At 55.5% G+C, this 25,661-nt stretch carries 23 protein-coding genes; 8 read left to right on the plus strand and 15 right to left on the minus strand.

The annotated features are described in order from the left end of the window. Positions 1 to 2 precede the first annotated feature (2 nt). Together H573_RS0109560 and H573_RS0109565 are read left to right on the plus strand one after the other, a co-directional pair. Entirely contained in the window at positions 3 to 905 is a 903-nt protein-coding gene (locus H573_RS0109560) for a hypothetical protein (RefSeq protein WP_027874069.1), read from the plus strand. Between the two features lie 37 nt (positions 906 to 942). Beyond that, positions 943 to 1,332, plus strand: a complete 390-nt coding sequence (locus H573_RS0109565) for a nuclear transport factor 2 family protein (RefSeq protein ID WP_036256358.1) — start codon at positions 943 to 945, stop codon at positions 1,330 to 1,332. Between the two features lie 47 nt (positions 1,333 to 1,379). Here the strand turns inward: H573_RS0109565 and H573_RS0109570 are convergent, their stop codons facing one another. Next, complete coding sequence (locus tag H573_RS0109570) at positions 1,380 to 1,763, minus strand: MAPEG family protein (RefSeq protein ID WP_027874071.1); 384 nt, start codon at positions 1,761 to 1,763, stop codon at positions 1,380 to 1,382. Positions 1,764 to 1,813: 50 nt separating this feature from the next. Then, positions 1,814 to 2,536 (minus strand): acyltransferase, encoded by a 723-nt coding sequence (locus H573_RS0109575; protein ID WP_027874072.1) that lies wholly within the window; start codon positions 2,534 to 2,536, stop codon positions 1,814 to 1,816. Between the two features lie 80 nt (positions 2,537 to 2,616). On the opposite strand from H573_RS0109575, the gene trmB reads away from it, so the two are divergent. Beyond that, complete coding sequence (gene trmB / locus H573_RS0109580; protein ID WP_027874073.1) at positions 2,617 to 3,291, plus strand: tRNA (guanine(46)-N(7))-methyltransferase TrmB; 675 nt, start codon at positions 2,617 to 2,619, stop codon at positions 3,289 to 3,291. A 48-nt stretch (positions 3,292 to 3,339) separates the two neighbouring features. Then, positions 3,340 to 4,158, plus strand: coding sequence for a serine O-acetyltransferase (cysE, locus tag H573_RS0109585; protein ID WP_234701855.1), 819 nt, complete (start codon positions 3,340 to 3,342; stop codon positions 4,156 to 4,158). Between the two features lie 84 nt (positions 4,159 to 4,242). Here cysE and H573_RS0109590 read toward each other — a convergent pair whose 3' ends face one another. Continuing rightward, on the minus strand, positions 4,243 to 5,034 hold the full coding sequence (locus H573_RS0109590) for a M48 family metallopeptidase (RefSeq protein ID WP_027874075.1): 792 nt from the start codon (positions 5,032 to 5,034) through the stop codon (positions 4,243 to 4,245). 103 nt (positions 5,035 to 5,137) lie between these two features. Here H573_RS0109590 and H573_RS0109595 point away from each other — a divergent pair, with 103 nt between their 5' ends. Together H573_RS0109595 and H573_RS0109600 are read left to right on the plus strand one after the other, a co-directional pair. After that, on the plus strand, positions 5,138 to 5,710 hold the full coding sequence (locus H573_RS0109595; RefSeq protein ID WP_027874076.1) for a DNA-3-methyladenine glycosylase I: 573 nt from the start codon (positions 5,138 to 5,140) through the stop codon (positions 5,708 to 5,710). 88 nt (positions 5,711 to 5,798) lie between these two features. Beyond that, positions 5,799 to 6,344 carry a DUF4136 domain-containing protein gene (locus H573_RS0109600; protein WP_027874077.1) on the plus strand — a complete coding sequence of 182 codons (546 nt, stop codon included), beginning with the start codon at positions 5,799 to 5,801 and terminating at the stop codon, positions 6,342 to 6,344. Positions 6,345 to 6,354: 10 nt separating this feature from the next. On the opposite strand, the gene H573_RS0109605 is transcribed toward H573_RS0109600, so the two are convergent. Beyond that, positions 6,355 to 6,918, minus strand: coding sequence for a DUF1415 domain-containing protein (locus tag H573_RS0109605; protein ID WP_027874078.1), 564 nt, complete (start codon positions 6,916 to 6,918; stop codon positions 6,355 to 6,357). Between the two features lie 224 nt (positions 6,919 to 7,142). Here H573_RS0109605 and H573_RS0109610 point away from each other — a divergent pair, with 224 nt between their 5' ends. Then, the gene (locus tag H573_RS0109610; RefSeq protein WP_027874079.1) at positions 7,143 to 7,697 is read left to right on the plus strand and encodes a hypothetical protein; all 555 of its coding nucleotides are present in this window, start codon (positions 7,143 to 7,145) and stop codon (positions 7,695 to 7,697) included. A 62-nt stretch (positions 7,698 to 7,759) separates the two neighbouring features. Here H573_RS0109610 and hemE read toward each other — a convergent pair whose 3' ends face one another. The 10 genes from hemE to H573_RS0109660 all read right to left on the minus strand — a co-directional run bounded on the left by hemE (position 7,760) and on the right by H573_RS0109660 (position 21,631). Further along, positions 7,760 to 8,824, minus strand: coding sequence for a uroporphyrinogen decarboxylase (gene hemE, locus H573_RS0109615; RefSeq protein WP_027874080.1), 1,065 nt, complete (start codon positions 8,822 to 8,824; stop codon positions 7,760 to 7,762). Positions 8,825 to 8,912: 88 nt separating this feature from the next. Beyond that, positions 8,913 to 10,331 carry an FAD-dependent oxidoreductase gene (locus H573_RS0109620; protein WP_027874081.1) on the minus strand — a complete coding sequence of 473 codons (1,419 nt, stop codon included), beginning with the start codon at positions 10,329 to 10,331 and terminating at the stop codon, positions 8,913 to 8,915. A 28-nt stretch (positions 10,332 to 10,359) separates the two neighbouring features. Then, positions 10,360 to 14,808 carry a glutamate synthase large subunit gene (gene gltB, locus H573_RS0109625; protein ID WP_027874082.1) on the minus strand — a complete coding sequence of 1,483 codons (4,449 nt, stop codon included), beginning with the start codon at positions 14,806 to 14,808 and terminating at the stop codon, positions 10,360 to 10,362. 158 nt (positions 14,809 to 14,966) lie between these two features. Then, on the minus strand, positions 14,967 to 16,055 hold the full coding sequence (gene aroB, locus H573_RS0109630; protein ID WP_027874083.1) for a 3-dehydroquinate synthase: 1,089 nt from the start codon (positions 16,053 to 16,055) through the stop codon (positions 14,967 to 14,969). A gap of 53 nt (positions 16,056 to 16,108) precedes the next feature. Next, a complete protein-coding gene (aroK, locus tag H573_RS0109635) occupies positions 16,109 to 16,639 on the minus strand; it encodes a shikimate kinase AroK (protein WP_027874084.1) in 531 nt (176 codons plus the stop codon). A 7-nt stretch (positions 16,640 to 16,646) separates the two neighbouring features. Next, entirely contained in the window at positions 16,647 to 18,764 is a 2,118-nt protein-coding gene (locus tag H573_RS0109640; protein WP_027874085.1) for a type IV pilus secretin PilQ, read from the minus strand. 86 nt (positions 18,765 to 18,850) lie between these two features. Then, entirely contained in the window at positions 18,851 to 19,378 is a 528-nt protein-coding gene (locus H573_RS0109645) for a pilus assembly protein PilP (protein ID WP_036256362.1), read from the minus strand. Further along, positions 19,378 to 20,001, minus strand: coding sequence for a type IV pilus inner membrane component PilO (locus H573_RS0109650; RefSeq protein WP_036256364.1), 624 nt, complete (start codon positions 19,999 to 20,001; stop codon positions 19,378 to 19,380). Before H573_RS0109650 ends, H573_RS0109645 begins: the two co-directional genes overlap by 1 nt. 2 nt (positions 20,002 to 20,003) lie before the next feature. Further along, positions 20,004 to 20,564: a PilN domain-containing protein gene (locus tag H573_RS0109655; RefSeq protein ID WP_027874088.1), complete on the minus strand. Its 561-nt coding sequence runs from the start codon at positions 20,562 to 20,564 to the stop codon at positions 20,004 to 20,006. Next, positions 20,564 to 21,631 (minus strand): pilus assembly protein PilM, encoded by a 1,068-nt coding sequence (locus H573_RS0109660; RefSeq protein ID WP_027874089.1) that lies wholly within the window; start codon positions 21,629 to 21,631, stop codon positions 20,564 to 20,566. Before H573_RS0109660 ends, H573_RS0109655 begins: the two co-directional genes overlap by 1 nt. A gap of 170 nt (positions 21,632 to 21,801) precedes the next feature. Here H573_RS0109660 and H573_RS0109665 point away from each other — a divergent pair, with 170 nt between their 5' ends. Continuing rightward, entirely contained in the window at positions 21,802 to 24,264 is a 2,463-nt protein-coding gene (locus H573_RS0109665; RefSeq protein ID WP_027874090.1) for a penicillin-binding protein 1A, read from the plus strand. Positions 24,265 to 24,285: 21 nt separating this feature from the next. On the opposite strand, the gene radA is transcribed toward H573_RS0109665, so the two are convergent. Continuing rightward, complete coding sequence (radA, locus tag H573_RS0109670; protein WP_027874091.1) at positions 24,286 to 25,647, minus strand: DNA repair protein RadA; 1,362 nt, start codon at positions 25,645 to 25,647, stop codon at positions 24,286 to 24,288. Positions 25,648 to 25,661 lie beyond the last annotated feature (14 nt).

Raw genomic sequence — 25,661 nt, forward strand, 5'->3', positions numbered from 1 at the left:
CTATGTCTCGTTTTCCGACCGTTTTATTATTCGCACTGCCGTTGCTGCTAGCCATAGCCGCCAGTGCAACTGAACGCCACTGGCAGACCCAAGAGTACACGCTGAATCAGCGCCCCTTGTCAGAATTGAGCGGACTTGCGGCGAGCGGCGCCCACCCCGGTTACTATTGGGCGCACAATGACAGCGGTGACCGCCCCACCTTGTATCTGATCAAGCCCGGCGAGGACAACCTTAAATTGGTGAGCGTGCGCGGTGCCAGCGCCGCCGACTGGGAAGACATGGCGAGCTACAGCGAGGGCGGCGCGCACTATCTACTCGTCGGTGATATTGGAGATAACCTGGCGATTCGACCGATGATCGATATTTACCTGTTGATAGAGGGCGGGTCCCCGCAGACACCATCACTAACCCTACTGCGGCGCTATACCCTGGTTTTCGATGGCGGCCCCCGCGATGTAGAGGGGCTTGCCGTGGACCCCGAGCAACGCATGGCCTACCTGCTGAGCAAGAGAGAACGCCACCCGAAACTGTACCGTTTTTCGCTGGACAGCCTGCCCGGCGAACCGCTGCTGCTCAGTGCACTGGGCGAGATCAAAAGCCTGCCCACCCCTGACTCACACTCCCCGCAAAGAAAGGGCGGCATTACCCAGCACTCCCCCACCGGCTTAGACTTCGCCGCCGATGGTAGCGCGGCGGTAATCAGTACCCTCGGAGAGAGTTACTATTTTGCGCGGCAGGAACAGCAAAGCTGGCTAAGTGTGTTGAACACGCCTCCCCAACCACTGGGCGCACCGCCATTGCGGCAAGCGGAATCGATCGCCATCAGCCGCGATGGCAATACAATATTACTGGGTAGCGAAGGCCTTCCAACAAAGCTGCTAAGCTTTGAGCCTACATCGCATTGAGCCCAGCGGGGCTCACACAGTATAAGGACGTCTGCCTATGCACCCCACAATAAAAAGTTGGCACCAACTGCTAAGCCGCCGCGATACAACCGGCTTGGAAAATTTACTCTCCGATGACGCCGTATTTCACTCGCCCATCGTCCACACCCCGCAGCGCGGCAAGGGCGTCACCGCACTGTATTTGTCTGCGGCGTTTCAAGTGTTGGTAAATGACAGTTTTCACTACGTGCGCGAGGTCGAGGGCGCCAATGACGCAGTGCTGGAATTCGCGGTCGTCATCGATGGCGTTCAGGTCAACGGCGTGGATATGATTCGCTGGAATGCAGAGGGGAAAATCACCGACTTTAAAGTGATGCTGCGACCACTCAAAGCGATTAATTTGATACACCAAAAAATGGCAGAGATGCTGGACGCGCTAGCTTCGTAAACTGTGATTAACAGGCGCTGGCGGCAAGGCCCCAGCGCCCAGGCCCATTACGGGATAATGCAGAACATGGTGATGACGACGCCAGCACCGGCAAACCATACCAAGCTGCGTAACGCCCCCCAGTTAAGTAAGTAGCAAGCGGTGTAAAGCACGCGAATCGCCACATAGGCCATGGCCAGTATATTCAGAGTATCCGCAGGCGCATTGGAAAAATGCGCAATGATGACAGCCGCCGCAAACAGCGGAAAACTCTCAAAACTGTTGTTCATTGCCGCAACGGCGCGCGCTGGGCGCCCTTCCAGTTGCGCTAACCACTGGCGTGGGTGATTGTTGTCGTAGGCCTTGCCACCAACCTTACCCCCTTTGGCCAGCAGGCCGGTCAGCGGTGACATCATCCCCGCAATCAATACACACCATAGTGCTATTGTCATTGTTTTCCCCCTTAGCGATTGATTAAGTGATTTATCGTTATTGAGGTGCCCTAATCATTGGGCCCCGGTTTCAGTAAACAGCGCAGCCAATTCAAGGTGCCATTTTTACCGAGCACCATTTTGTCTACACCATCAAAGAATTTTTGCAGCCCCTGCGGATCGGCAAAGTAGTCGGCGCGGGTTTTCATCGGGCGCTCGGGGTCGAGCTGCTTAACCACCTTGGCAGGATTCCCCGCCACCACAACATTGGCGGGTACGTCGCGAGTAACCACCGCCCCGGCGGCAACCACGCTGTTATCACCAATCGTCACGCCCTTTAGAACAGTGCTGTGGTCACCCAGCCACACATTGTTGCCAATATGAACCGGTTTGACTTCCTCACTGCGCGCAGTGCGATCGTAGATGTCGTGCCAATCGCTGTCGGTAATGTAGACGCCATTAGCCATCATCACGCTGTCGCCGATCACGATTTCATCGCTGGCAGAGATCCGCCCGCCGGGGCTGATTAATACATAGTCGCCTATACTGATGCGCCCCTTGTCGGGTTCGCGCCCCCACACGCCGATCTTCACCCGCGCCTCTGGCTCTGCGATCACAGTGGCGCAGCGGCCAATCGAGACGTTGGGCCCAGATATGGAGATATACCAGGGTTTCATAAACGTGGGATAATCACCCATCGCGTCACAGGCGGGCCGCAGAAAATGCAGGGTGTACCAATGCCTGAAACGCAGATAATTTTTCTTCACCCAGTAGGGGCGCCGATCCTGACGCATAGCGAACTCGCACTGTTGTTATTGCCGCACAGTGTCGCAGGGCTTGAAGAGGGTAGCAATTCCAACAAGGTTACCAATTCATGAAAAAAACCAGCGATGGCCGGCAGTCACGGCGCATCGAAAGCAGCCAGATCGCCATTCACGAGCGCTTGGAAGAGGTGGTGCGCAAACACCTTCACCACGCTTTTTTAAAGCCTTATGCCAAGCACAATCAGCAGGCGTTTGACGAAGCCAATACGTGGCTGCAACAACAGCGCAGCCCTCTTATTATCGATTCATTCTGCGGCGTCGGTGAAAGTACCTGGCGACTGGCTGAGCGCCATCCAGATTGCGCCGTTATCGGTATCGATAAATCCGCAGCCCGCCTCGAAAAGCATAGCTCGCACTGCCATCGCGCCCGAGACAACTACCTGTTAGTGCGCGCGGATGTGGATGACTTCTGGCGACTGGCCTGCGATGCCGGTTGGCAGGCCGACGCCCACTATTTGTTATATCCCAATCCCTGGCCCAAGCCCGGACAGCTTAGTTACCGCGTGCATGGCTCGCCCTTATTTCCCAGCCTGCTAACCCTGGGTGGACAAATCGAGCTGCGCAGCAACTGGCCGGTATACGTACAAGAGTTTGCTCACGCCTTGAAAATAGCGGGCAGAACCGCAGAACTCGGTACCTTTGTTGCCGAACACCCGCTCACGCCTTTTGAAAGAAAGTACCAGCTCGCTGGCCAAACGCTGTGGCGATGCACCAGCTCCAATTAAGCGCAAAACGATGCTGAATGCAGACGTAGGCGTTATACTCGGCGAGCAATGAATACAGATGACAACACCATGAGCAGCTCCGCCCCCGTCGACAAGGTTTGGCAAAGTATCCGAGAGGAAACCGCCACAGAAGTTGAACGCGAGCCTGTGCTCGCCAGTTTCCTGCACGCCACCATACTCAATCACGACCGTCTTGAAGATGCCCTGAGCTATCACTTGGCGCATATGCTGGACAGCCCCGCCGCGTCGAGCCTGTTGGTCCGAGAAGTTATCGACCAAGCATTTGCCGCCGAGCCCTGCATTCGCAAGGCATTGCGCGCCGACCTATGCGCCGTGCTGGAGCGCGATTCAGCCTGCAGCTTGTTGTCAGTGCCCTTCCTGTATTTTAAGGGTTATCACGCTCTGCAGTCCTACCGCGTTGCCCATTGGCTGTGGCGCCAGGGGCGCAGCTCATTGGCGCTGTTTTTTCAGAACCGCATAAGCTGTGAGTTCGGTGTCGACATTCACCCTGCCGCAAAGGTCGGACACGGGGTATTGATGGATCACGCCACCGGCATCGTGATCGGCGAGACCGCCGTCGTCGGCAACAATGTTTCGCTGATGCAGTCGGTGACGCTGGGAGGAACGGGTAAGGAACATGGCGACCGCCACCCCAAAGTAGCAGATGGCGTATTGATCAGCGCGGGAGCGAAAATCCTCGGCAACATTCGCATTGGCGAAGGCTCCCATGTAGCGGCCGGCAGCGTGGTACTAAAAGCGGTACCGCCGCACAGCCTCGTCGCCGGAGTTCCCGCTAAGGTGATTGGCAAACCCGATACCGAGGCACCGGCCCTATCCATGAATCACAGCGCCTGCTGCGACGATTAAGGCCTGTACGCGACAACAAATAGCCTGCTGCGACGATTAAGAACCTACACCCGAAAACATTTAGCCTTTTGCGGCACGTGCAGCTCAACCACAATTAGGGCGAATGCCCTGAGCGCGCGCCTGCTGGTACAGCGGCGCCGCTTTTTTCTGTTGGCGTTGCAAGTCGTTAATCCGGGTTTGGTGAGAGGGGTGGGTCGACATAAACTCGGGCGGCTGGCCATTGCCGGCGGCGCTCATGTTTTTCCATAAATCGATACTGGCTGCCGGGTTAAAGCCCGCTCGCGCCATCAGGTCCACTCCCAATACATCGGCTTCAGACTCCTGAGCGCGGCCGTAGGGCAGAACCAAGCCATATTGCGCACCGAGACCCAGCATACCCATTACCGTGGCTTTCTGTGGGCTGTCGCCCAGCAACACCGCCAGCAGCTGAGCACCAGTGCCGGTAACGCTTTGCAACGACATTCTCTCTGCACTGTGGTGAGCCAAGACGTGGGCGACTTCATGTCCGAGCACGGTTGCCAGCTGGTCGGCATTTTTCGCGACACTAAAGATGCCGGTATGCACGCCAATTTTCTTACCGGGCAGCGCAAAGGCATTGGCAGACTTTTCCTCAAACACCACCACTTCCCAACTGCCGCGCCACTGTGCAGGTAAACGCGCCGTGATTGCATCGGCAACACAGGTGACATAGCCGTTGACCTTGCCATCGCGATTGACCGTCATCTTCTGCTTCATTTCATCGAAGGCCGCGACACCCATCTGCGACATTTCGCCGTTAGAAAACAACATCATTTGTCGCCGCCCAGTGGGAGACTCAACGCAGGCAAGCAGGGTAAGTACGGCGGCAGCAAGGGCGACAATCCGTATTGTTTTCATTCCTTCTCTCCAAAAAGCGGCAATCTATGAGTACGTTTGATACGTTGTACATTATGGCACAGGCTCCAGCCTGGCTGGCAATCACCTTAACTGAGGACGCCCCGTGAGCGAAGTGTGTGACTGGTGTGGCAGTGACGAACAATATCGACGCTACCATGACGACGAGTGGGGAAGACCCTGCAGAGACGACCACAAATTATTCGAGTTTTTGATTCTCGAGTCCGCTCAGGCCGGACTCAACTGGCTAACGATACTGCGCAAGCGCGAAGGCTATCGCAGGCTGTTCGCCAATTTCTCCGCGCCGCATGTGGCGGCATTTACGCAGGCCGATATTGAACGCTTAATGGCCGACCCCTCGATTGTTAGAAACCGCATGAAGATAGAAAGCGCGATCAATAACGCCCAGCGCTTTCTTGAAGTACAGCAGGAATATGGCAGTTTCGCCCACTACCTGTGGGGCTTTGTTGAGCACAGACCGATTCAAAATCAATGGCAAAGCCTGGCCGATGTCCCAGCCACTACGCCACTTTCAGATAACATTAGTAAGGACATGAAGAAACGCGGCTTCCGCTTTTTTGGCAGCACCATCTGCTACGCCTATTTACAGGCGATGGGCTTGGTTAATGACCATATAGTCAGCTGCCCAGCTCACCAACAATGTGCCGCCCTGGCCTGATGCTGGCTCGGGCACTAATGGCCTCCAGCGTGGACTAATTACCGTATACTCTATTTAGGCGCGGCACAGCGCGACAAGAGGCCTCCACATGACAACCACACGAATTGCACTCAGCCTGCTCACTGCCTTGCTAGTCAGTGCCTGCAGCAGCACGGATGTACGCACCGACTACAATCCTCGCGCAAACTTCGCTAGCTATCAGCAGTACAGCTGGTCTGAAGACAGCGGTGCCGACAAAAGTGTCTCGCCGTTTATCGCCGAACAAGTGAAAAGCGCGCTGAAAACCCGACTGGATGCCGGCTTGTATAAGCTGCGCCCGGATGGCTCTGACTTCCTGGTACGCTACTACATTGCCCAGGCGGCCAATACCATTGACCGCAGCCCGCGACTGGGGATTGGACTGGGCAGTTTCTCCGGAAATTTCGGCCTCAGCACCTCTGTCGGCGTGCCGCTCGGCAAGGACAAGGTCAATCGCAATGTGCAAATTCTTATCGACTTATTGGACGGGTCCAGCAGAGTATTGAGCTGGCGCGGCTCATTGGTCATTGAGCTGGACGACCAAGACCCCAAGGTTAACCAAGCGCGAATAGACAGTGCCGTCGGTGAAATTTGGTCGCAATTTCCGCCGCGCTAACGCTGCGGCGCTAGCGACTGCGCCAGGGAAACAGGTCTGCCAGCGCCTCTGCTGACATTTCCCGCAGCAGGGCCATGTTGCGCTCGGGAATACCGTGGACATCAGGGTGACTGGCCACCGCCGCCGCTACGCTGTCCTCACGCAAGAGGTGGAGAATTGGCCACGGCGCCCGATTGCTGTAATTTGCCGGATCGCTTGCCTCGCAACCCTCGAAACAGTACTCGGGGTGAAAACTGGCCACTTGAAACTGTCCGCGCCAAGGACTGCTTTCCAGCAAGTCCTCAACAATGCCAACAAACTCCCAGTAATCGTCAAAACTCTCTTGTAATGCTGGTACCACCAGCAGGCTGGTTTCCAGTTTGCCAGGATCGGTGTCGGCCAATTTCATCAGCTCTGCATAACACCGTTCGAGCACAGCCTGCGGATCTTGCTCATCGGCAACAACGATGCGAATGCTTCCCTGCTGCCTGGGCTTCGCCGCAAAGGGGCACAACTGCTGAGCAATCACCACCGAGTCCAGCCAGTCACTCACTTCTGCCACTATTTGCGTCTTAGCCGCCGCGACGTCCGACATGTTCTTTTCTCCAACTATTCCGGTGGCCAGTATACCTTCCCGCCCTGCGTAATATAACTGATCGAAATTTGGCCAACCCGCGCTAGACGGATTCGCCATAAGTAGAGCCAAGCGCGTGCCAAGCGCGTAATGTAGGTACTGCTACACTTACATTGAGCACAACCGAGGTGTCAGCGGTTTAACACATTCGGCGTACTCGCCGCGAATAAGATTGGGAGCAGTCAATGAAAAGATATTTCTTTCTGGCGGACAATCTCGACAAGTTAGCCGCCATTGAACACGACCTGGAAGAGAACGGCCTGTCTCGTCCTCAAATTCATGTACTCAGCCACGATGATAGTGGTGTCGCTCAGCGTAAACTCAACGACGTGGAGGCGGTGCTGCGCAAAGATGTTGTGTTTGCCATGCAACGCGGAGCACTCATCGGCTTAGGTGGCTTCGCCCTTGTGTTAGCAAGCGCTCACTATACTGGGGTAACGCACATTGCCGGCTGGACACCCTTTGTTTTTCTGGCAATCGTGGTTCTGGGTTTTTTCACCTGGGAAGGGGGCTTATTCGGTATTCAGGAGCCTCACCACGACTTCAAGCGCTTTGAACAAGCCCTGAGTAGCGGACGACACCTGCTAATGATCGATGCGGGTAGTCGCGAGCAGAGCGCCCTAAACCGCGTGACCGCGCACTACCCAGAGCTGGAATTCTCCGGTACCGGGGAAGGCGCTCCGGCGTGGTTAATCGGCTTACAGAACCGCTGGCGGCATTTTGTTGAGGTTATGCCCTGAGCACTGAGCCGGCACAAGGCGGCCATAAAAAACCACGCTTGGCGTGGTTTTTTATGCTCTGTTTAGCGGTGGTATTCCGGCGACAGCTCTCTAACGGCGTTGATAAAGGCCCCCGCATGTTCGGGATCCACCTCTGGCGTAATACCGTGGCCCAAGTTGAAAACATGGCCCACACCACTGCCATACTCGGCGAGAATCGTCGCTACTTCTTCACGAATTCGCTTGGGTGAGGCGCGCAGCATAGCGGGGTCCATATTGCCCTGCAGCGCTACTTTGTCGCCAACCCGTTTGCGCGCCACGCCAATATCCGTCGTCCAGTCCAGGCCCAGTGCATTGGCGCCGGTATCGGCCATACTTTCCAGCCACTGGCCACCATTTTTGGTGAACAGAATTGCGGGTACGGCACGGCCGTCGTGCTCTTTGATCAAGCCGTCGACGATCTGCTTCATATAACGCAGGCTAAACTCTTGGTAGGCGCGGTGGCCTAATGCGCCGCCCCAGGTATCAAAGATCTGCACCGCTTGTGCGCCGGCGCGAATCTGGTCATTCAAATAAGCAGTAACGCTCTGCGCCAGCTTGTCCAGCAGGGCGTGCATGGTTTCCGGTTCATCGAACGCCAGCGCCTTGCAACGCCCGTGATCTTTCGAGCCGCCCCCTTCTACCATATAGGTAGCCAGGGTCCACGGGCTGCCAGAAAAGCCGATAAGCGGCACGCGACCATTGAGGGCGCTGCGGATCGCCCGCACGGCGTCACAGACATAGGTCAGGTCGTTTTCACCATCGACAACGGGCAGCGCCTCTACGTCAGCCATGCTGCGCACCGTTTTGCGAAAGCGCGGGCCTTCTCCGGTTTCAAAGTACAGCCCCAGGCCCATGGCATCGGGAATCGTCAATATGTCCGAGAACAGGATGGCGGCATCGAGTGGGTAGCGTTCCAGTGGCTGCAAGGTCACTTCACAGGCCAGTTCTGTGTTTTTGCAAAGCGACAGAAAATCGCCCGCTTTACCGCGTGTCGCCCGATACTCAGGCAAATATCTGCCAGCCTGACGCATCATCCATACCGGCGTGTAATCCACCGGCTGGCGCATTAACGCCCGTAAAAACGTATCGTTTTTCAATTCACTCATGGCACCATCACCTTGCTTCAAACACGACGACGCCGAGCACGGTCGGCACAGCAATGCTGCTACAACCGGGCTCGGCGTCCGTCGTTGGCTATACTTTCAGGTAGTCGAGAATACCTTCTGCAGCTTGACGACCTTCCCAGACTGCAGTTACCACCAAATCGGAACCGCGTACCATATCACCCCCAGCAAACACTTTGGGGTTTGTGGTCTGGAATTTAAACAATTGTTGCTCGGGCGCCTTCACGCCGCCCCAGGACTCCAGCTCGACCTGCTGATCTTTCAACCACTCTGGTGGATTCGGCTGGAAACCAAAGGCAACCAAGACCACATCGGCAGGAATAATTTCTTCACTACCGGGAATCGCTTCCGGGCGGCGGCGGCCATTCTCATCAGGCTCACCCAGTTGAGTGGTTACCACTTTTACGCCTTCAACTTTGCCATTGCCAACAATGGCAACAGGTTGGCGATTGAACAAGAACTCCACGCCCTCTTCACGCGCGTTTTGCACCTCGCGGCGCGAGCCAGGCATATTTTCTTCGTCGCGGCGGTAGGCACAGGTTACGCTTTGCGCACCTTGACGGATCGACGTGCGGTTACAGTCCATCGCGGTATCACCGCCACCGAGTACGACCACGCGCTTACCATTGACGCTAATGAAGTCACCGGCATCCTTTTCCCAACCCATGTTGCGATTGACGTTAGACACCAAGAACGGCAATGCGTCGTAAACGCCTTCCAAGTCTTCGCCCGGGAAACCGCCCTTCATGTACTTGTAGGTACCCATTCCCATGAACACGGCATCGTAATCGGCCAGCAGCTGCTCCATGGTGATGTCGGTGCCGATGTCGGTATTCAGGCGGAACTCCACGCCCATTTCTTCCAGCACGCGACGACGACGCTGCACCACAGATTTTTCAAGCTTGAACTCGGGAATACCAAAGGTCAGCAAGCCACCGATCTCAGGGTAGCGATCAAACACTACGGGCTTCACGCCGGCACGCACCAGAACGTCGGCACAACCAATGCCCGCGGGTCCTGCGCCAATGACGGCAACTTTTTTGTCAGTCCATACACGCTTGGACATATCCGGGCGCCAGCCCAGTTCCAACGCGGTGTCGGTAATGTATTTTTCCGTTGAGCCGATGGTTACTGCACCGAAGCCGTCGTTCAGGGTACAGGCACCCTCGCACAGGCGGTCTTGCGGACACACGCGTCCACACACTTCCGGCAAGCTGTTTGTCTGGTGGCTCAATTCCGCCGCTTCAAACAAATTGCCCTCACTCACCAACTTTAACCAGTTGGGAATAAAGTTATGTACCGGGCACTTCCACTCGCAGTAAGGGTTGCCACAGCTCAGGCAACGGTGCGCCTGATGCTGAACTTCCTCTTCTTTGTAAGGCTCGTAAATTTCTACAAAAGCCTCGCGGCGCTGCACCATATCTTTCTTGCTGGGGTCTTGGCGCCCCACATCAAGAAACTGAAATGTATTCTGCAAACGTTCAGCCATATCTTTTACCTCTTCGCTACGCGGCTATTTATTCCGGACGCCGTCTGGTGGTTTCCAGCAGGCGGCTGAGGCTTGCTGCTTTTGGCTTGATCATCCAGAACTTGCCGATGTAGTCGTCGAAATTATCGAGAATATGCTGGCCCCAGGCACTGCCTGTTTCCTCAACAAACTCTTCGATATTGCCGCGCAAATGAGCGCGGTAAGCTTCCAGTGGCTCAGAGGTGATCCGGCAGATCTCCACCAATTCACTGTTATAGCGATCTACGAAGGTGTTCTCTTCGTCGAGCACATAGGCGAAACCGCCCGTCATACCCGCACCAAAGTTCACCCCGGTGTTGCCTAACACGGTGACGTTACCACCGGTCATGTATTCACAGCAGTGGTCGCCAGCACCCTCAATAACCGCATGAGAACCCGAGTTACGCACCGCGAAACGCTCACCAGCTGTACCTGCCGCAAACAACTTACCGCCGGTCGCGCCGTAAAGGCAGGTGTTGCCGACAATAGACGTTTCCTGGCTGGCAAAGGCACTGCCACGCGGGGGGTATATCACCAGCTTACCGCCCGCCATACCTTTACCAACGTAGTCGTTGGCATCGCCTTCGAGGTACATATGCAGGCCGCCAGCGTTCCAAACACCAAAGCTCTGGCCAGCGGTACCCTCCAAGCGCAATACAATCGGTGCATCTTCCATATCCAGGTTGCCGTGACGCTTGGCAATTTCACCGGATATCCGCGCACCTATGGACCGGTCACAGTTATTGACGTGGAAGCTGTACTCGCCGCCCGATTTTGCTTCGATAGCGGACAATACAGCCGCCACCATCGCTTCGGCTTTTTCGCCTTTATCGAAGGGCTCGTTGAGGGCAACTTGGCAGAACTCCGGCTGACCTTCAGCATCGGCATCTTTGTGAAGAATTGGCGACAGGTCCAACAGTCCCTGCTTTTCCGTCTCGCCATCTTTCTGCACCAGCAAGTCGGTGCGACCGATCAGCTCATCCATGCTGCGCACGCCAATCTGCGCCATCCACTCGCGCGTTTCTTCTGCGACGAACTTGAAGAAGTTCATCACCATTTCAACAGTGCCAATAAAGTGGTCGTCACGCAGGCGCTCGTCCTGAGTCGCAACCCCGGTAGCACAGTTATTTAAGTGACAGATACGGAGGTATTTACAACCCAGAGCCACCATCGGCGTGGTACCAAAGCCGAAACTCTCTGCGCCGAGGATGGCCGCTTTCACCACATCCAGGCCGGTCTTCAGGCCGCCGTCGGTTTGCACCCGCACTTTACCGCGCAGGCCATTGCCACGCAGTGTTTGCTGAGCTTCTGCCAGGCCAAGCTCCCAAGGTGAGCCAGCATAACGGATAGATGTAATCGGGCTCGCCGCCGTACCACCGTCGTAACCGGAAATAGTGATCAGGTCCGCATAGGCCTTCGCCACACCGGCAGCGATGGTACCCACACCGGGCTCAGATACCAGCTTCACCGACACCAACGCCTGCGGATTCACCTGCTTGAGGTCGAAAATCAGCTGAGCCAAGTCCTCGATAGAGTAAATATCGTGGTGAGGCGGTGGTGAAATCAGCGTTACACCCGGTACTGAATGGCGCAAGCGCGCGATCAAGGCATTGACCTTGCCACCCGGCAGCTGACCGCCCTCACCGGGCTTGGCGCCTTGGGCGACTTTAATTTGCAGTACTTCGGCATTCACCAAATAGTGAGGCGTAACACCAAAGCGGCCCGATGCGATCTGCTTAATTTTTGAAACGCGCTCAGTGCCGAAGCGGGCGGGGTCTTCACCACCTTCGCCGGAGTTTGAGCGCGCACCCAGGCGGTTCATCGCCGCCGCTAGTGCTTCATGAGCCTCGGGGCTCAATGCACCCAACGACATACCCGCGGAATCAAAGCGGCTGAGAATTTTCTCTGCGGGCTCAACTTCGTCAAGCGGGATGGGGGCGACGTCATCGCTGAAATCCAACAGGTCGCGCAGGGTAGCAACCGGACGTGTATTCACCAGCTCCGCGTACTTTTTCCAGTCGGCGTAGTTACCACTCTTAACCGCTTCTTGCAGACGCATCACCACGTCTGGGTTGAAGGCGTGGTATTCCTTGCCGTGAACGTACTTGAGCAAGCCGCCCTGATCGATAGGCTTGCGCGGCAGCCAGGCGATGGTCGCCAGGGCTTCCTGATCTTGCTGAAGCTGAGCAAAGTTGACACCGGCGATACGGCTGGCCACGCCTTTGAAGCAACTATTAATCACGTCGTCGTCGAGGCCGACGGCCTCAAAGAGCTGCGCACCACGGTATGAGGAGATCGATGAAATCCCCATTTTCGACATGATCTTCAGCAGGCCTTTGTTAATGCCTTTAACGTAATTTTCGTAGGTTGTTTGCTCGTCACCGAGAATTTCTCCGCTGCTCAGCATGTCGCTCAGTACAGCAAAAGACATATAGGGGTAGACGGCGGTGGCACCAAAACCGAACAGACAGGCCATTTGGTGAGAATCGCGAGCGCTACCACTTTCGATCACCAGGTTGGCATCGCAGCGCAGGCCTTGCTTGATCAAGTGGTGGTGAACCGCACCGGTGGCCAGCAAGCTGTGCACGGTCAACAGGCCGGGCTCCACAGCGCGGTCGCTCAACACAAGAATCACATCACCACCGCGCACGGCGTCTTCTGCCGCCGCCGCCACATCGCGAACGGCTTGCTGCAGGTTCTTCTCTGCAGGGTCGTAGCAAAGGTCGATGGTTACCCGCGGATAACGTGGCGAGTCTACCGCCATCAATCGGTCAAACTTGTCTGGTGACAAAACCGGGCTGCTTAGAATCAAGCGGTCAGCGTGATCGGCCGTTTGCTCGAAAACATTTTGCTCGGCGCCCAGCAACGTCTCCAGACTCATCACGATAGATTCGCGAAGCGGGTCAATGGGCGGATTGGTAACCTGGGCGAATTTTTGCCGGAAGTAGTCGTACAGCGACCGCTCGCTGCGCGAAAGCACTGCCATTGGTGTGTCATCACCCATCGAGCCGACGGCTTCGTTGCCGCTATCGGCAAGAGGTGACAGCACTTGCTCGCGCTCTTCAAAGCTTACCTGGAAATATTTTTGTAGGCTCTCCAAGTGATCCGCTTCGGGCAACGCCGGGCGATTGCCCTGGCCGAGCTGCTCTTGCAGGCGGTTAGCGTTGTCACGCAACCACTGCTTGTAGGGGTGGGCACTTTTCAGCCGCTCATCGACATCTTTCGTGTGCAGGACTTCGCCAGTTTCGGTATCGACAACCAGAATCTGTCCCGGCCCGACGCGCCCCTTGGCAACAACATCATCCGGCTGGTAGCCGTAGGTGCCAATTTCAGAGGCAACGGTGATGAAGCCATTTTTGGTAATTACCCAACGGGACGGACGCAAACCGTTGCGGTCCAACATACATACCGCGTAGCGGCCGTCGGTCATTACCAAACCCGCGGGGCCATCCCACGGCTCCATATGCATGGAGTTATATTCGTAGAATGCCTTCAAGTCGGCATCCATGTGTTCAATATTTTGCCAAGCAGGTGGTACCAACATGCGAACGGCACGGAACAGGTCCATCCCCCCGGCCACCAACAGCTCCAGCATATTATCCAGGCTTGACGAGTCTGAGCCCGTGCGATTAACCAAGGGCGCCAGAGACTCTACATCGGGAATGCGGGGGCTGCTGAAATTCTTGGTGCGCGCATCCGCCCAGTTGCGGTTACCCTCAACGGTATTGATTTCACCATTGTGAGCCAGCATGCGGAACGGCTGAGCCAAGGGCCAGCGCGGCATGGTGTTGGTAGAGAAGCGCTGGTGGAAAACGCAAATCCCTGTTTCCAACTCTGGGTTGGCAAGGTCGAGGTAGAAATGGGGCAAATCCACCGGCATGACCAAGCCTTTGTATGACACGACATCGGCGGAAAGGCTGCAAATGTAAAACTCACTGTCTTCAGCCAGTGCCATTTCGACTTGGCGACGCACAATAAACAGGCGCGTGGTCAGCTCTTGGGCAGTCAGGCCTTCAACATTGATAAACAGCTGCTCAATGCGTGGCAGGCTTGCCAAGGCGATGTCGCCACACACTGACGAATCGACCGGCACAGGGCGCCAGCCCGCTTGTTGCAGGCCGTTTTCGCCAAGGATCTTTTCAAGAGTCGCGCGCGCAGCCGCTGCCTTGCCTTCGTCCTGACTTAAAAAGATTTGGCCGATACCATATAACTCGGTCAGCTCGCCGCCAAAGGCGTCGCGGGCCGCTTGGCGCAGAAAACTGTCCGGCTTCTTCAACAGCAAACCACAGCCATCACCGGTTTTGCCATCTGCCGCGATACCACCGCGGTGAGTCATGCAGGTCAGTGATTCGATGGCAGTCTTCAACAATTCGTGGCTAGCAGTGCCCTGCATGTGGGCAATTAGCCCAAAACCACAGTTGTCGCGCACATCTTCAGGTCTGTACAGGCCTGTACTCATAAAACGACTCTCACAAAATATATAAGAAAAACAAGCAGATAGTCGAAATGACAGCTCGGCGCACGCTTGCGTACCCGAAAAAAGGAGGGACATTCTACACGTATGCAGCAAGCCGGACAAACGCCGGCCCAAAATTGCTCAATTTTCAGCCAAAAATCTTATGACTGAACACCTGCATCGACCAATATCTGCGCGATTTGCTCCGGAGTCGCCGCCTCGGTAACCACCGCTTCACCCAGGCCTTGCAACAGCACTAGGCGCAAGCGTCCATCTATCACCTTCTTGTCGCGGCCCATCAGCTGCAGGAACTGCGCCACATTCATCACTGGCGGGGGCGATATCGGCAGGCCAGCCTTCACCATCAGCGCATTGCCGCGGTGCAATACGTCTGCATCCAACCATCCCAGCGATACTGACAAGGCCATTGCTAGCGACATTCCCGCGGCAACCGCCTCACCGTGCAGCCAACTTCCGTAGCCTTCGGCGGTTTCTATTGCGTGGCCGAAAGTATGCCCGAGATTCAAGATAGCGCGGCGCCCGCCCTCTCTCTCGTCTTCAGCGACCACTTTCGCTTTGTTTTCACAACTGCGAAACACTGCCTCAGCCAAGGCCTCGCCATCGCGAGCCATAAGCGCATCGATATTTTGCTCTAACCACGCAAAGAAAGGCGCATCGCAGATGAGTCCATACTTGATGATCTCAGCGATACCCGCCGCGTATTCGCGCTCGGGCAAGCTGTCCAACAAGCTCAGATCGGCTACCACACACTCAGGCTGGTGAAAGGCACCAATCATGTTTTTACCGAGCGGATGATTAACACCCGTCTTCCCTCCGACAGAGGAGTCAACCATCGCTAGCAGCGTGGTTGGCAGCTGAATAAAAGCGACGCCTCGCTGGTAACTCGCTGCGGCAAACCCGCACATATCTCCTACGACACCGCCACCCAGGGCGATCAACGTAGTGCTGCGGTTGTGGTTATCGGTGAGTAGACGATCAAAAACGGTGGCCATGACACCCAGCGTCTTATTCGCCTCGCCGTCGGGCAGAACCACCGTGGAGAGCTGCTTGCCTTCCAGCTGATTAGTAACCGCATCGAGGTAGAGAGGAGCCACGCGGTCATTGCTAACAACACAAGCCTGCTTGCCACCTATGTAACGCTGCCAGTCCAGGCCTCCGCCGGCCAGTAAATCGCGACCAATGAAAATAGGGTAGCTGCGCTCACCCAGCGACACCTGAAGCTGCTTCATGGAATTGCCCGATATTGTTAGTGAAAATAGGTAGGCGGGAAATTATATCAGCATCACGACGACAGGTCGCCGCTGCGAATTTTTTCAACCAATTCTTGCACTACTGTGCGCGGGCTTCGCTGATCAGTAGTAATACTGTAGTCGGCCAACTGCAAATAGAGGGGCTCTCTTTCGGCCATCAAGCGCCTAAGCGTCTCCTCTGGGTTGCCCTGTTGGAGCAAGGGCCGCTTGCGGTCTTTCGCTGTGCGCCGAATTTGTTCATCAACCGAGGTGCGAAGGTAAACAACCGTGCCCCGTGTCATCATCAATGCGCGATTATCATCGCGCAGCACCGCACCACCGCCAGTAGAAACTACCGCTCCGGGACTTTCACTGAGGTCGCTAAGCATCTGCGCCTCGCGCTCGCGAAAGCCCTCCTCGCCTTCCATGTCGAATATCCAGGGTATGTCTACCCCAGCGCGCTCTTCAATCTCTCGATCGACGTCGTAGAATTCCATGCTCAAGCTGTCAGCCAGCAGCTTACCAATGGTGCTCTTCCCTGCCCCCATTGGCCCGACTAAATATATAACTTCCGTTTTCCGCATTGCTCCATCAATCTATCAAACTGTCCGCGAGTATCCGTGGAGTAATAAAAATAAGTGTTTCCTGCTTCTCGCGAGTCACACTGGTAGATTTAAACAGGCGCCCCAGGAAGGGGATGTCGCCCAGGAAGGGTACCTTCGTTTCGGTTTCAACATCGAGCTGATCGTAGACGCCGCCCAAAACAACGGTTTCCCCATTGCTGACCAAAACGCGCGTCTGCAATTCGGTAGTATCAATCGTCGGCACCTGACCGCCGAGGCCGGTCGCGATCACTAGGTCCCCTACCGTATCCTGATTAATGATCAAATCCATAATAATTCGATCGTCAGGCGTAATAATTGGCGTCACATCCAGCTTCAGTACCGCTTCTTTGAAAGCAATTGTCGTTTCGCCACTGGCCGAACTCTCCGGGTAGGGAATTTCGGTACCCGCTTTAATGATGGCGGGCTCTTTGTCGCCAGTAACGATACGCGGCTGGGAGACAACCTCACCCCGGCCCTTTGACTCCAGTGCAGAAAGCTCCAAATTCAGCAATACATCTGAGCCGATATAACCCAAGGCAAAAGAGCCCGCCGCACCCGGAACCCCCAAGTCAGTCACCAAGCCAGGCACCGCATCGAAGCTGCTTGAGCCACTGACCAAGGCGTCGACAAAGTTATTCCGCGTGGCCTGATCGCTCTCCAAATCACCATTTGCAGAATAAATTTCATTGCCTTTCTGCTTCACATAGGCGCCACCCCAACGCACACCCAGGGCGCGATCGAAGTCCGACGAAGCGCGAACAATACGTGCCTCGATTTGTACTTGGCGCACCGGCACATCAATCAGCGCCACCAAACGGCGAAACTCTTCAAGTCGATCCGCAGTCTCAGTTATCAGCAGCGAATTGGTGCGCTCATCAACGATAACATTCCCGCGTGGCGACAAAATGCTCTTGGCAGAACCTTCGCCGCTACCACCGTCGCCATCACTCTCATTTTTAAATAGTTTGAAGAGCTCTGCAGCATCGGCATAGCGAATACGAATAAATTCACTCTGCAGCGGGGCCAGCTCCTCGACCTGTTTCTGCGCCTCAATTTCCTGACGCTCTCGCTCGGCGATCTCAGCCGCAGGCGCCACCATCAGCACGTTGCCAACTTGGCGCTTGTCCAAACCCTTTGTTTTCAGAACTAATTCCAGAGCCTGATCCCAAGGCACATTCTGCAAACGCAGGGTGATATTTCCTTTTACAGTGTCACTGGCCACCAGGTTGAGCTCAGTGAAGTCGGCTATCAGCTGTAGAACCGAGCGCACCTCAATATCCTGGAAGTTGAGTGATAGTTTTTCACCGACAAAGGCAAACTCTTTGCGACGCTCTTCCACCTCGGCTTTTGTCAGCGGCTTGACGCTAACCACATACTCATTGTCGGTTTGGTAGGCGAGATAGTCATACTCTCCACGCGCATCGAGCGATAATTTCGCGCCCTTCTCCCCCATGCGCGCGTCTATCAACTTAACCGGCGTGGCGAAATCAGCCACATCGAAACGCCGCTGGAGACTCTCTGGGAGTGCTACACCACTAAAATCAATTTTGATTCGCGGACCTTCGACAAAGACATTAATGTCCGCCTTGTCGTCAGCCAGCTTAATGACCAAACGGCCTTCACCGGCATCGCCGCGGCGAAAATCCAGGTCAGTGATGCGATTGCCGCTCGCTTCAGGTGCGGCTTCAGCCATCGACAAAACAGGGTTGTTATACTTTTCTTTGAGATAGGCCTTGCTGCCGCCACCACCTACCGCAACGACCAACTCGTTCCCTTCCACTCGCGTTTCGTAGGGCGCCAGGCTGACGAGATTCAGTACGACGCGGGTGCGATCCCGACCCTCCAGCACAATGGCACTGCTGGCATTGTCATACGCCAGCGGAAATTTTTTCTGGTCGAGCTGGTTCTTTGCACCAATTAAGTCCAATGCAATGCGCGCGGGCTTTTCAATGGTGTAGCCCTTCACTTCCGGTGCGGCGCCATCAAACTGGAAGCGCGCTTCAAAGCGACCGCCTTCCAGGGCATTGAATTCCACATCAGTTAGATTCGATGCCGACACAGCGGCCGACGCGAGCAGGGATATCAGCAGTAAACACTGGCCCATAAGTGCGCGATGACCTCGCGCCATGTACTGCACGGCGAGGTGCTTCTGCGTTCCGGTTTTCATGAATCTCTCCGCCTCTCGAATTCTCACTTGCCGCTACTCAGTTCTAAAGAGCGCGGCCTCTCCACCCAGCCTTCTCCACCGGTGGAAACAATTTCAACAACTGAAATAAAGTTGTCGCCAACTTTCATAATCTTGCCGTGGTTGCGGCCCAAATAATTACTCTCTTTGACTCGGTGCACACCGCCATCCGGGGTTTTCATCAGTGCCCACAACACCTTATTCAAGCGCACGGTGCCGACCATTTTCAGTGAATCAATAGAGAAACTTTCTAAATACTCTCGCTCACGCTCTAGATTGGGCTTCACATTGGAGGACGCTTCCAGTCGCGCAATCTCTTTGACGTCCACGGGTTGCGTGAAGGGGCCACGCAAGCCAGACGCGGTGTAAGTAAAAGCACGATAAGCCTTCAGAGCGGGAATCGGCTCAATAACACCACTCGGCGCTGCACGTTTTTCGGCAACAAAGGCATCTATATCGGCATATTGTCCGCTGTTGCTGCATGCAAAGAGCGTCGTGGACAACACGGGTATGGCGAGCCGTAAATATCTCATTACGATCCCCCGTCAATTTCTTTGTAGCGATAAGTCTTCGCGGTGATCGACATGCTTTGAGAGCCAAGCTGTTTGTTCGTTTTGATTTTATAATCATGGAGCGTCACGATTCGTGGCAAGCTCGCAATACCGCTCACAAAGGCCGCCAAATCGTGGTAAGTGCCCTCCACCTCAATGGCTATGGGCAGCTCAATATAAAACTCTTGCGTACGCTCTGGCTGCAGCTTGATGCTGTCGATTTCCAAGCCGTTATCCACGGCTTTTTCGGTCATATCCTCAAGCAGGCCTGGCACCTCGGTATCGGCCGGCAGCTGCCCCAGCAAAATACCAAATGACTCTTCCATTTCCGCCATTTGTTTTTTGAGCGGTTCAAGCTTCGCCGCTTTAAATGCTTTTTTCTCAAACTCTGTTTTTAGCTTAGCTTCCTTGGCGACGGCATTGTCCAGCTCCACCCGCAAGTCGGCAATCACGTAAAAATAGCCGCCCACCAATACCAGCACAAAAGCCAGTACCCAAAGCGCAGCGCGAACCAGTACCGGCCACGCTCCAACATTGCCCTCGTTAATATCATTGAAATCAAACTGCTTGACCTCGTCGATCCACTCCTGCCACTGCACAGCCATACTTATTTCTCCTCCTCAGGGGAAGGGGCGCTGATACGGAAGGAGAGCTTGAAGTTGCTCGCCTGATCACCGTATTCCTCCGCAGCCTTCACCGCCGTAAGGTTCGGCTCAGAAAACCAGCTGGAAGCATCCAGCTTGCGCATCAGGCTCGACACGCGGTTATTCGACTCAGCAATGCCCTCAACATCAATGCGGCTACCAGAGCGAACGACAGAGGTGAAAAACAAGCCGTCAGGCAAGGTGCGAACCATCTCATCAAACACCCGCACAATCAGCGGACGTGTGCCCTGCAGGTTTTGAATAATATTCATTCGATCAAGCAACTGCTGACGACGCAGCTCCAACTCACGAATTTCGGCCACTTCTTTATTTATGCGCGTAATGTGACTCTGCAAATACTGATTACGGCCTTCCTGGCCGCTAATGGCACTGTTAAAAATGCTCATCGTCAGCATGATCAGCAGTGCGGCAACCGCCATCGAGGCACCCAGAATAATCAAAAACTGCTTCTTGATTAGCTGGCGGCGCTCTTCACGCCAGGGCAAAAGGTTAATATTCGCCATCAGTCGAAACTCCTCAGCGCCAAACCGCAAGCCACCAGCATGGCAGGAGCATCATTACTCAAGCGCATGGCATCGACTCCTGAGGCAATCGCCATATTGGCAAAGGGATTCGCAACCACCGTATTCACACCCAGGCGCTCTTCGACCATTTCAGCCAAGCCCTGCATCGCGGCAACGCCGCCGGCGAGCAAAATAGTATCAACAGCACTGTATTGGCTCGCCGAAAAGAAAAATTGCAAAGACCTCGAAACCTGCTGAATAGCGGCTTCTTTAAATGGCGCCAGCACCTCACTGTCGTAGTCATCAGACAAGCCGCCCTGCTTCTTCGCCAACCCCGCCTCTTCGGCACTCAAGCCGTAGCGACGCTGAATTTCCTCGGTGAGCTGACGCCCCCCGAACAATTGGTCGCGCGTGTATACCGTCTCACCATCGACGATCACGCTTAGCGAGGTCATGCTCGCGCCGATGTCGACAATTGCGACAACGGTATTTTCGTCCACGCCAATCTGCGGAGCCATCAGCTCGAAGCTGCGCTCCACCGCGTAGGCCTCAACATCCATCACCTTCGGCTCTAAACCACCGATCTCCAGCGCTTCAACGCGGCTATCGACGTTGTCCCGACGGCAGGCCACCAGCATCACTTCGACCTGCTCCGGCTCGTCCTCGGCGACATCGACAACTTCGAAGTCCAACGCCACCTCATCGAGCGGATACGGGATGTATTGATCAGCTTCCAGGGAGATCTGCGCCTCCATGGCGTTATCATTCATATCGGCGGGCATTCGCAGCATTTTGGTAATGACCGCAGACCCCGGCACAGCGGCCGCGGCCTTGGTCACCTTGCTCCGCGAACGGTTGTATACGGCCTTAATGATTTCACCGACGGCTTCAACCTCAACCACATTTTTTTCAACCACGGATTGAGGCGGCAGCGACATTACGGCGTAGCTTTCAACGCGAAGTTTTTCCCCGCTGCGACTCAACTCCAGCACTTTTACCGCACTGGAGCTGATATCGACACCGAGCAAGTTGCGAGATTTTTGACCGCCTAACAAGCCATCTAGCACTGTTATTTTCCTATTTACATCGTGGACTTAGGGCGAATTCTTATATGCAAGATTAAATACCAGTGTATACCATTGCGCAAATAGTTATGAAAAAAATACCCGGATAGTGTCACAGATTTGGGTATCCTATTGTCCGCGTTTTAAAAGCCCATTGGCATAACTGGAAAAATATGGCTCGCACTACTTCGCTACTACGTTCTTTTAGCCTTCTAGCACTCATTGGTGCCTGTGGCGCTGTCATGGTGTTCTGCGCCGCCTTCCTGTACATAGCGCCACGGCTACCCGAGGCGGAGAAATTACGCGATGTCGAACTGCAAACACCTCTGCGTATATATAGCAGAGACGGCCAGATTATCGGTGAATTCGGCGAAAAACGCCGTTCACCGGTTAGCATTCAAGAAGTTCCCGACACATTCATCAAGGCCTTTCTGGCCGCCGAGGACGACCGTTTTTACCAACACCGCGGCGTCGACCTCACCAGCTTGCTGCGCGCTGCATCGCAGTTGATCACCAGCGGCAGCATTCAAACTGGCGGCTCGACCATTACCATGCAAGTCGCAAAGAACTACTTTTTGAGCCAAGAGCGCACCTTTACGCGTAAATTCACCGAAATTTTTCTCGCCATCGAAATAGAGCGCAAACTCAGTAAAGGCGACATTCTCGAGCTTTACCTCAACAAAATCTTTCTCGGCAACCATTCCTACGGCATTGAGGCCGCTGCACAAACCTATTACGGTAAGTCCATCAAGGAACTCAGCCTTGCCCAAATGGCAATGATCGCTGGCCTACCCAAAGCGCCATCGGCCTACAACCCCGTTGCCAACCCGGAGCGAGCCCGGATTCGCCGAAACTGGATTCTCGGCCGAATGTTTGCGCTGGGCTATATCAACCAAGCCGACTACCAAGCCGCAAAACAGCAAAACATCACCGCCCGCCGACACGGCACGCAACTCGACGTCAGTGCCGCTTACGCCGCCGAAATGGTCCGCGTCGAAATGCTGAAACGCTATGGCCGCGATGCCTATGAAAACGGCTACAGCGTTATCACCAGCGTCGACAGCACCCTTCAAACTGCCGCAAACCAAGCCGTTATAAACGGCGTAATCGAATACGATCGTCGCCACGGATACCGGGGCCCTGAACAACAGTGGCCACTCCCCGCCGATATCAACGAACAACAGCGCGAGCATTTTAGCGACAAGCTTCGCGACATCGGCGCCATCGGCCCCTGGCACCCGGCCCTTGTTCTCCACATAGAGAGCCAGAGCGCAACGTTCTTACTCGCCACCGGCGAGCAAACCACCCTTAACTGGGAACAGGGTTTTGCCGGCAGCGTTCGTTATATTAATGAAGACCGAAATAGCTACGAAGTGGAATCCGTAGATGAACTTATCGCCCCTGGCGACGTTGTCAGACTACGCATGAGTTCATCACTCCCCAAGCGTTGGATTTTTTCACAGCTACCCGCCATTCAGGGAGCCCTGGTTTCACTGGACGCAGACACCGGCGCCATTCTCAGCTTAGTAGGCGGCTACAGCTATCAGCGAAGCTCATTCAACCGCGCCACTCAGGCTGCCCGGCAACCAGGCTCGGCTTTTAAACCCTTTATCTACACCGCTGCACTGGCCAATGGCTTTACACCAGCGAGCATCATCAATGATGCCCCCATCGTATTCGACGACGCTTCGCTGGGGGGAACGTGGCGCCCGAGCAATTCCAACGGCAAATTTAACGGCCCGATGCGACTGCGCAAAGCCTTGTACCTGTCCAGGAACCTGGTATCGATTCGACTTTTGCGAGAGCTGGGAATCAATACTGCCATCGACTACGTCTCCCGCTTTGGTTTCGACGGCCGCACCCTCCCAAGGGACCTCTCTCTTGCGCTGGGCAGCCACTCGCTAACGCCACTTGACGTGGTTACCGGTTACGCCGCGTTTGCCAACGGCGGCTATAAGGTATCGCCGTGGTTGATAGAGCAAATCATCGACCGCGATGGCAACACCCTTTACCGCGCCGAACCAAAAGTCGCCTGCCGCAACTGCGAAGCCGGCCTGGACAGTCTCGGCGACATCGATAGCATGGAGGCAGATTCTTTGGATGACCTTCATGCAGACAGCGCCGCTGGCCCGCAGGATCTGGCAGAGAGGGTGGTCGACGAGGAAGTTGTCTTCCTTATCGACAGCATTCTCAAGGACGTTATATCGCGCGGTACCGGCCGCAAGGCCCGAGTGCTAAAGCGCGGCGATGCAGCCGGGAAGACGGGAACGACAAACGGGCCAACCGACGCCTGGTTCTCCGGCTACAGCAGCGGCGTGGTGACCTCCACATGGGTGGGCTTCGACCAAAACCAGAAGCTGGGTCGCCGCGAGTACGGCGGTTCTGTTGCCCTACCAATCTGGATCGACTACATGAAAGTCGCATTGCAGGGCCGCGAAGAGCGCTACCTAAAACAACCCGAGGGTATCGTGTCGGTGCGTATTGACCCGGAAACCGGCACCCTGGCCGCGCCGGGGCAGAGCAATGCAATCTTTGAATACTTCCGGGCAGAGAATGCGCCCACTACCATTAACACCAGCGGTGGTGGCAGCAGTCCTTATGGAGAAGACAGCGGCGAGCCGATAGAGCTGTTCTAAAGGCGCCGCAGCAAGGCCGCATTACATTGCCTCGATGGCCTCGGCAAGCGTGCTAACCGCGACGACATCAATTGCGATATCGCCGCGAGGAGCATTCGCCTTGGGCACGATAGCACGGCTAAAGCCGTGCTTTTTAGCTTCTTGCAGGCGCTCCTGCCCACTGGGCACAGGACGAATTTCCCCCGACAAGCCCACCTCACCAAAAACGACCAAGTCTTCAGGCAAGGCGCGATCGCGAAAACTCGATACGATGGCGAACAACAGCGCCAGATCCGCCCCGGTTTCCAGCACCTTGACGCCACCAACCACATTGACGAACACGTCCTGATCGCCGAGCTGCAATCCTCCGTGACGGTGGAGCACCGCCAGTAACATCGCCAAGCGGTTCTGCTCCAGCCCCACCGCAACACGGCGTGGATTGCCGTAATTACTTTCATCGACTAAGGCCTGGATTTCTACCAACAGAGGACGAGTGCCCTCCCACACCACCATCACCACACTGCCTGCCGCCTGAACGTCACCGCGATTCAAAAAAATCGCCGACGGATTCTTAACCTCTTTCAGACCCTGCTCGGTCATGGCAAACACACCCAGCTCATTCACCGCGCCAAAGCGGTTTTTATGGCCGCGCAGGGTGCGATAACGACTATCGCTACCCCCTTCAAACATAATCGAGCAATCAATGATGTGCTCCAGCACCTTCGGCCCCGCCAGCGCGCCGTCCTTGGTCACATGCCCTACCATAATCAACACCGTATTGGTCTGCTTGGCAAAGCGCGTCAACGCCGCGGCACACTCTCGTACCTGAGAAACACTGCCGGGCGCCGAACTTACCTGCTCGCTGTGCAATACCTGAATGGAGTCGACCACCAACACCGACGGCCGATGCTGATTCGCCTGCGCCAAAACCGCCTCCAGGCTGGTCTCGGAGTACAGCTGCAATTCCTCTGCCGACAAACCAAGACGGCGTGCGCGCAAGGCCACTTGCTGCAGTGACTCCTCCCCCGTGACGTACAGACAGCGGCTGCGCGCCGCCAAGCGGCACAGCACCTGCAGCAACAAGGTGCTCTTTCCCGCCCCGGGGTGACCGCCAAGCAGCACCGCCGAGCCCGGCACAAAGCCACCGCCGAGCACCCTGTCCAGCTCTTCAAAACCGCTGGCAATGCGCGGTAAATCCTCTATTTGAACGCTCGACAGACTTTGCAGCTCGCCGACAGCGCCAGCATAGCCTTGGCGCCCAGCAGGAGCCGAGGCGGCACTTGCCGCAGCCAAACGCACCTCGGTAAGCGTATTCCAGGCGCCACAGTCCTGACACTGGCCTTGCCACTTGCGATGGTCGGAACCGCAATCACTACAAACATAGGCTGTTTTGGCCTTCGCCATACTTAGTACTCCGC

Origin of the sequence: Neomelitea salexigens DSM 19753 (assembly GCF_000422345.1) — a bacterium.
Classification (GTDB): domain Bacteria; phylum Pseudomonadota; class Gammaproteobacteria; order Pseudomonadales; family Spongiibacteraceae; genus Spongiibacter; species Spongiibacter marinus_A.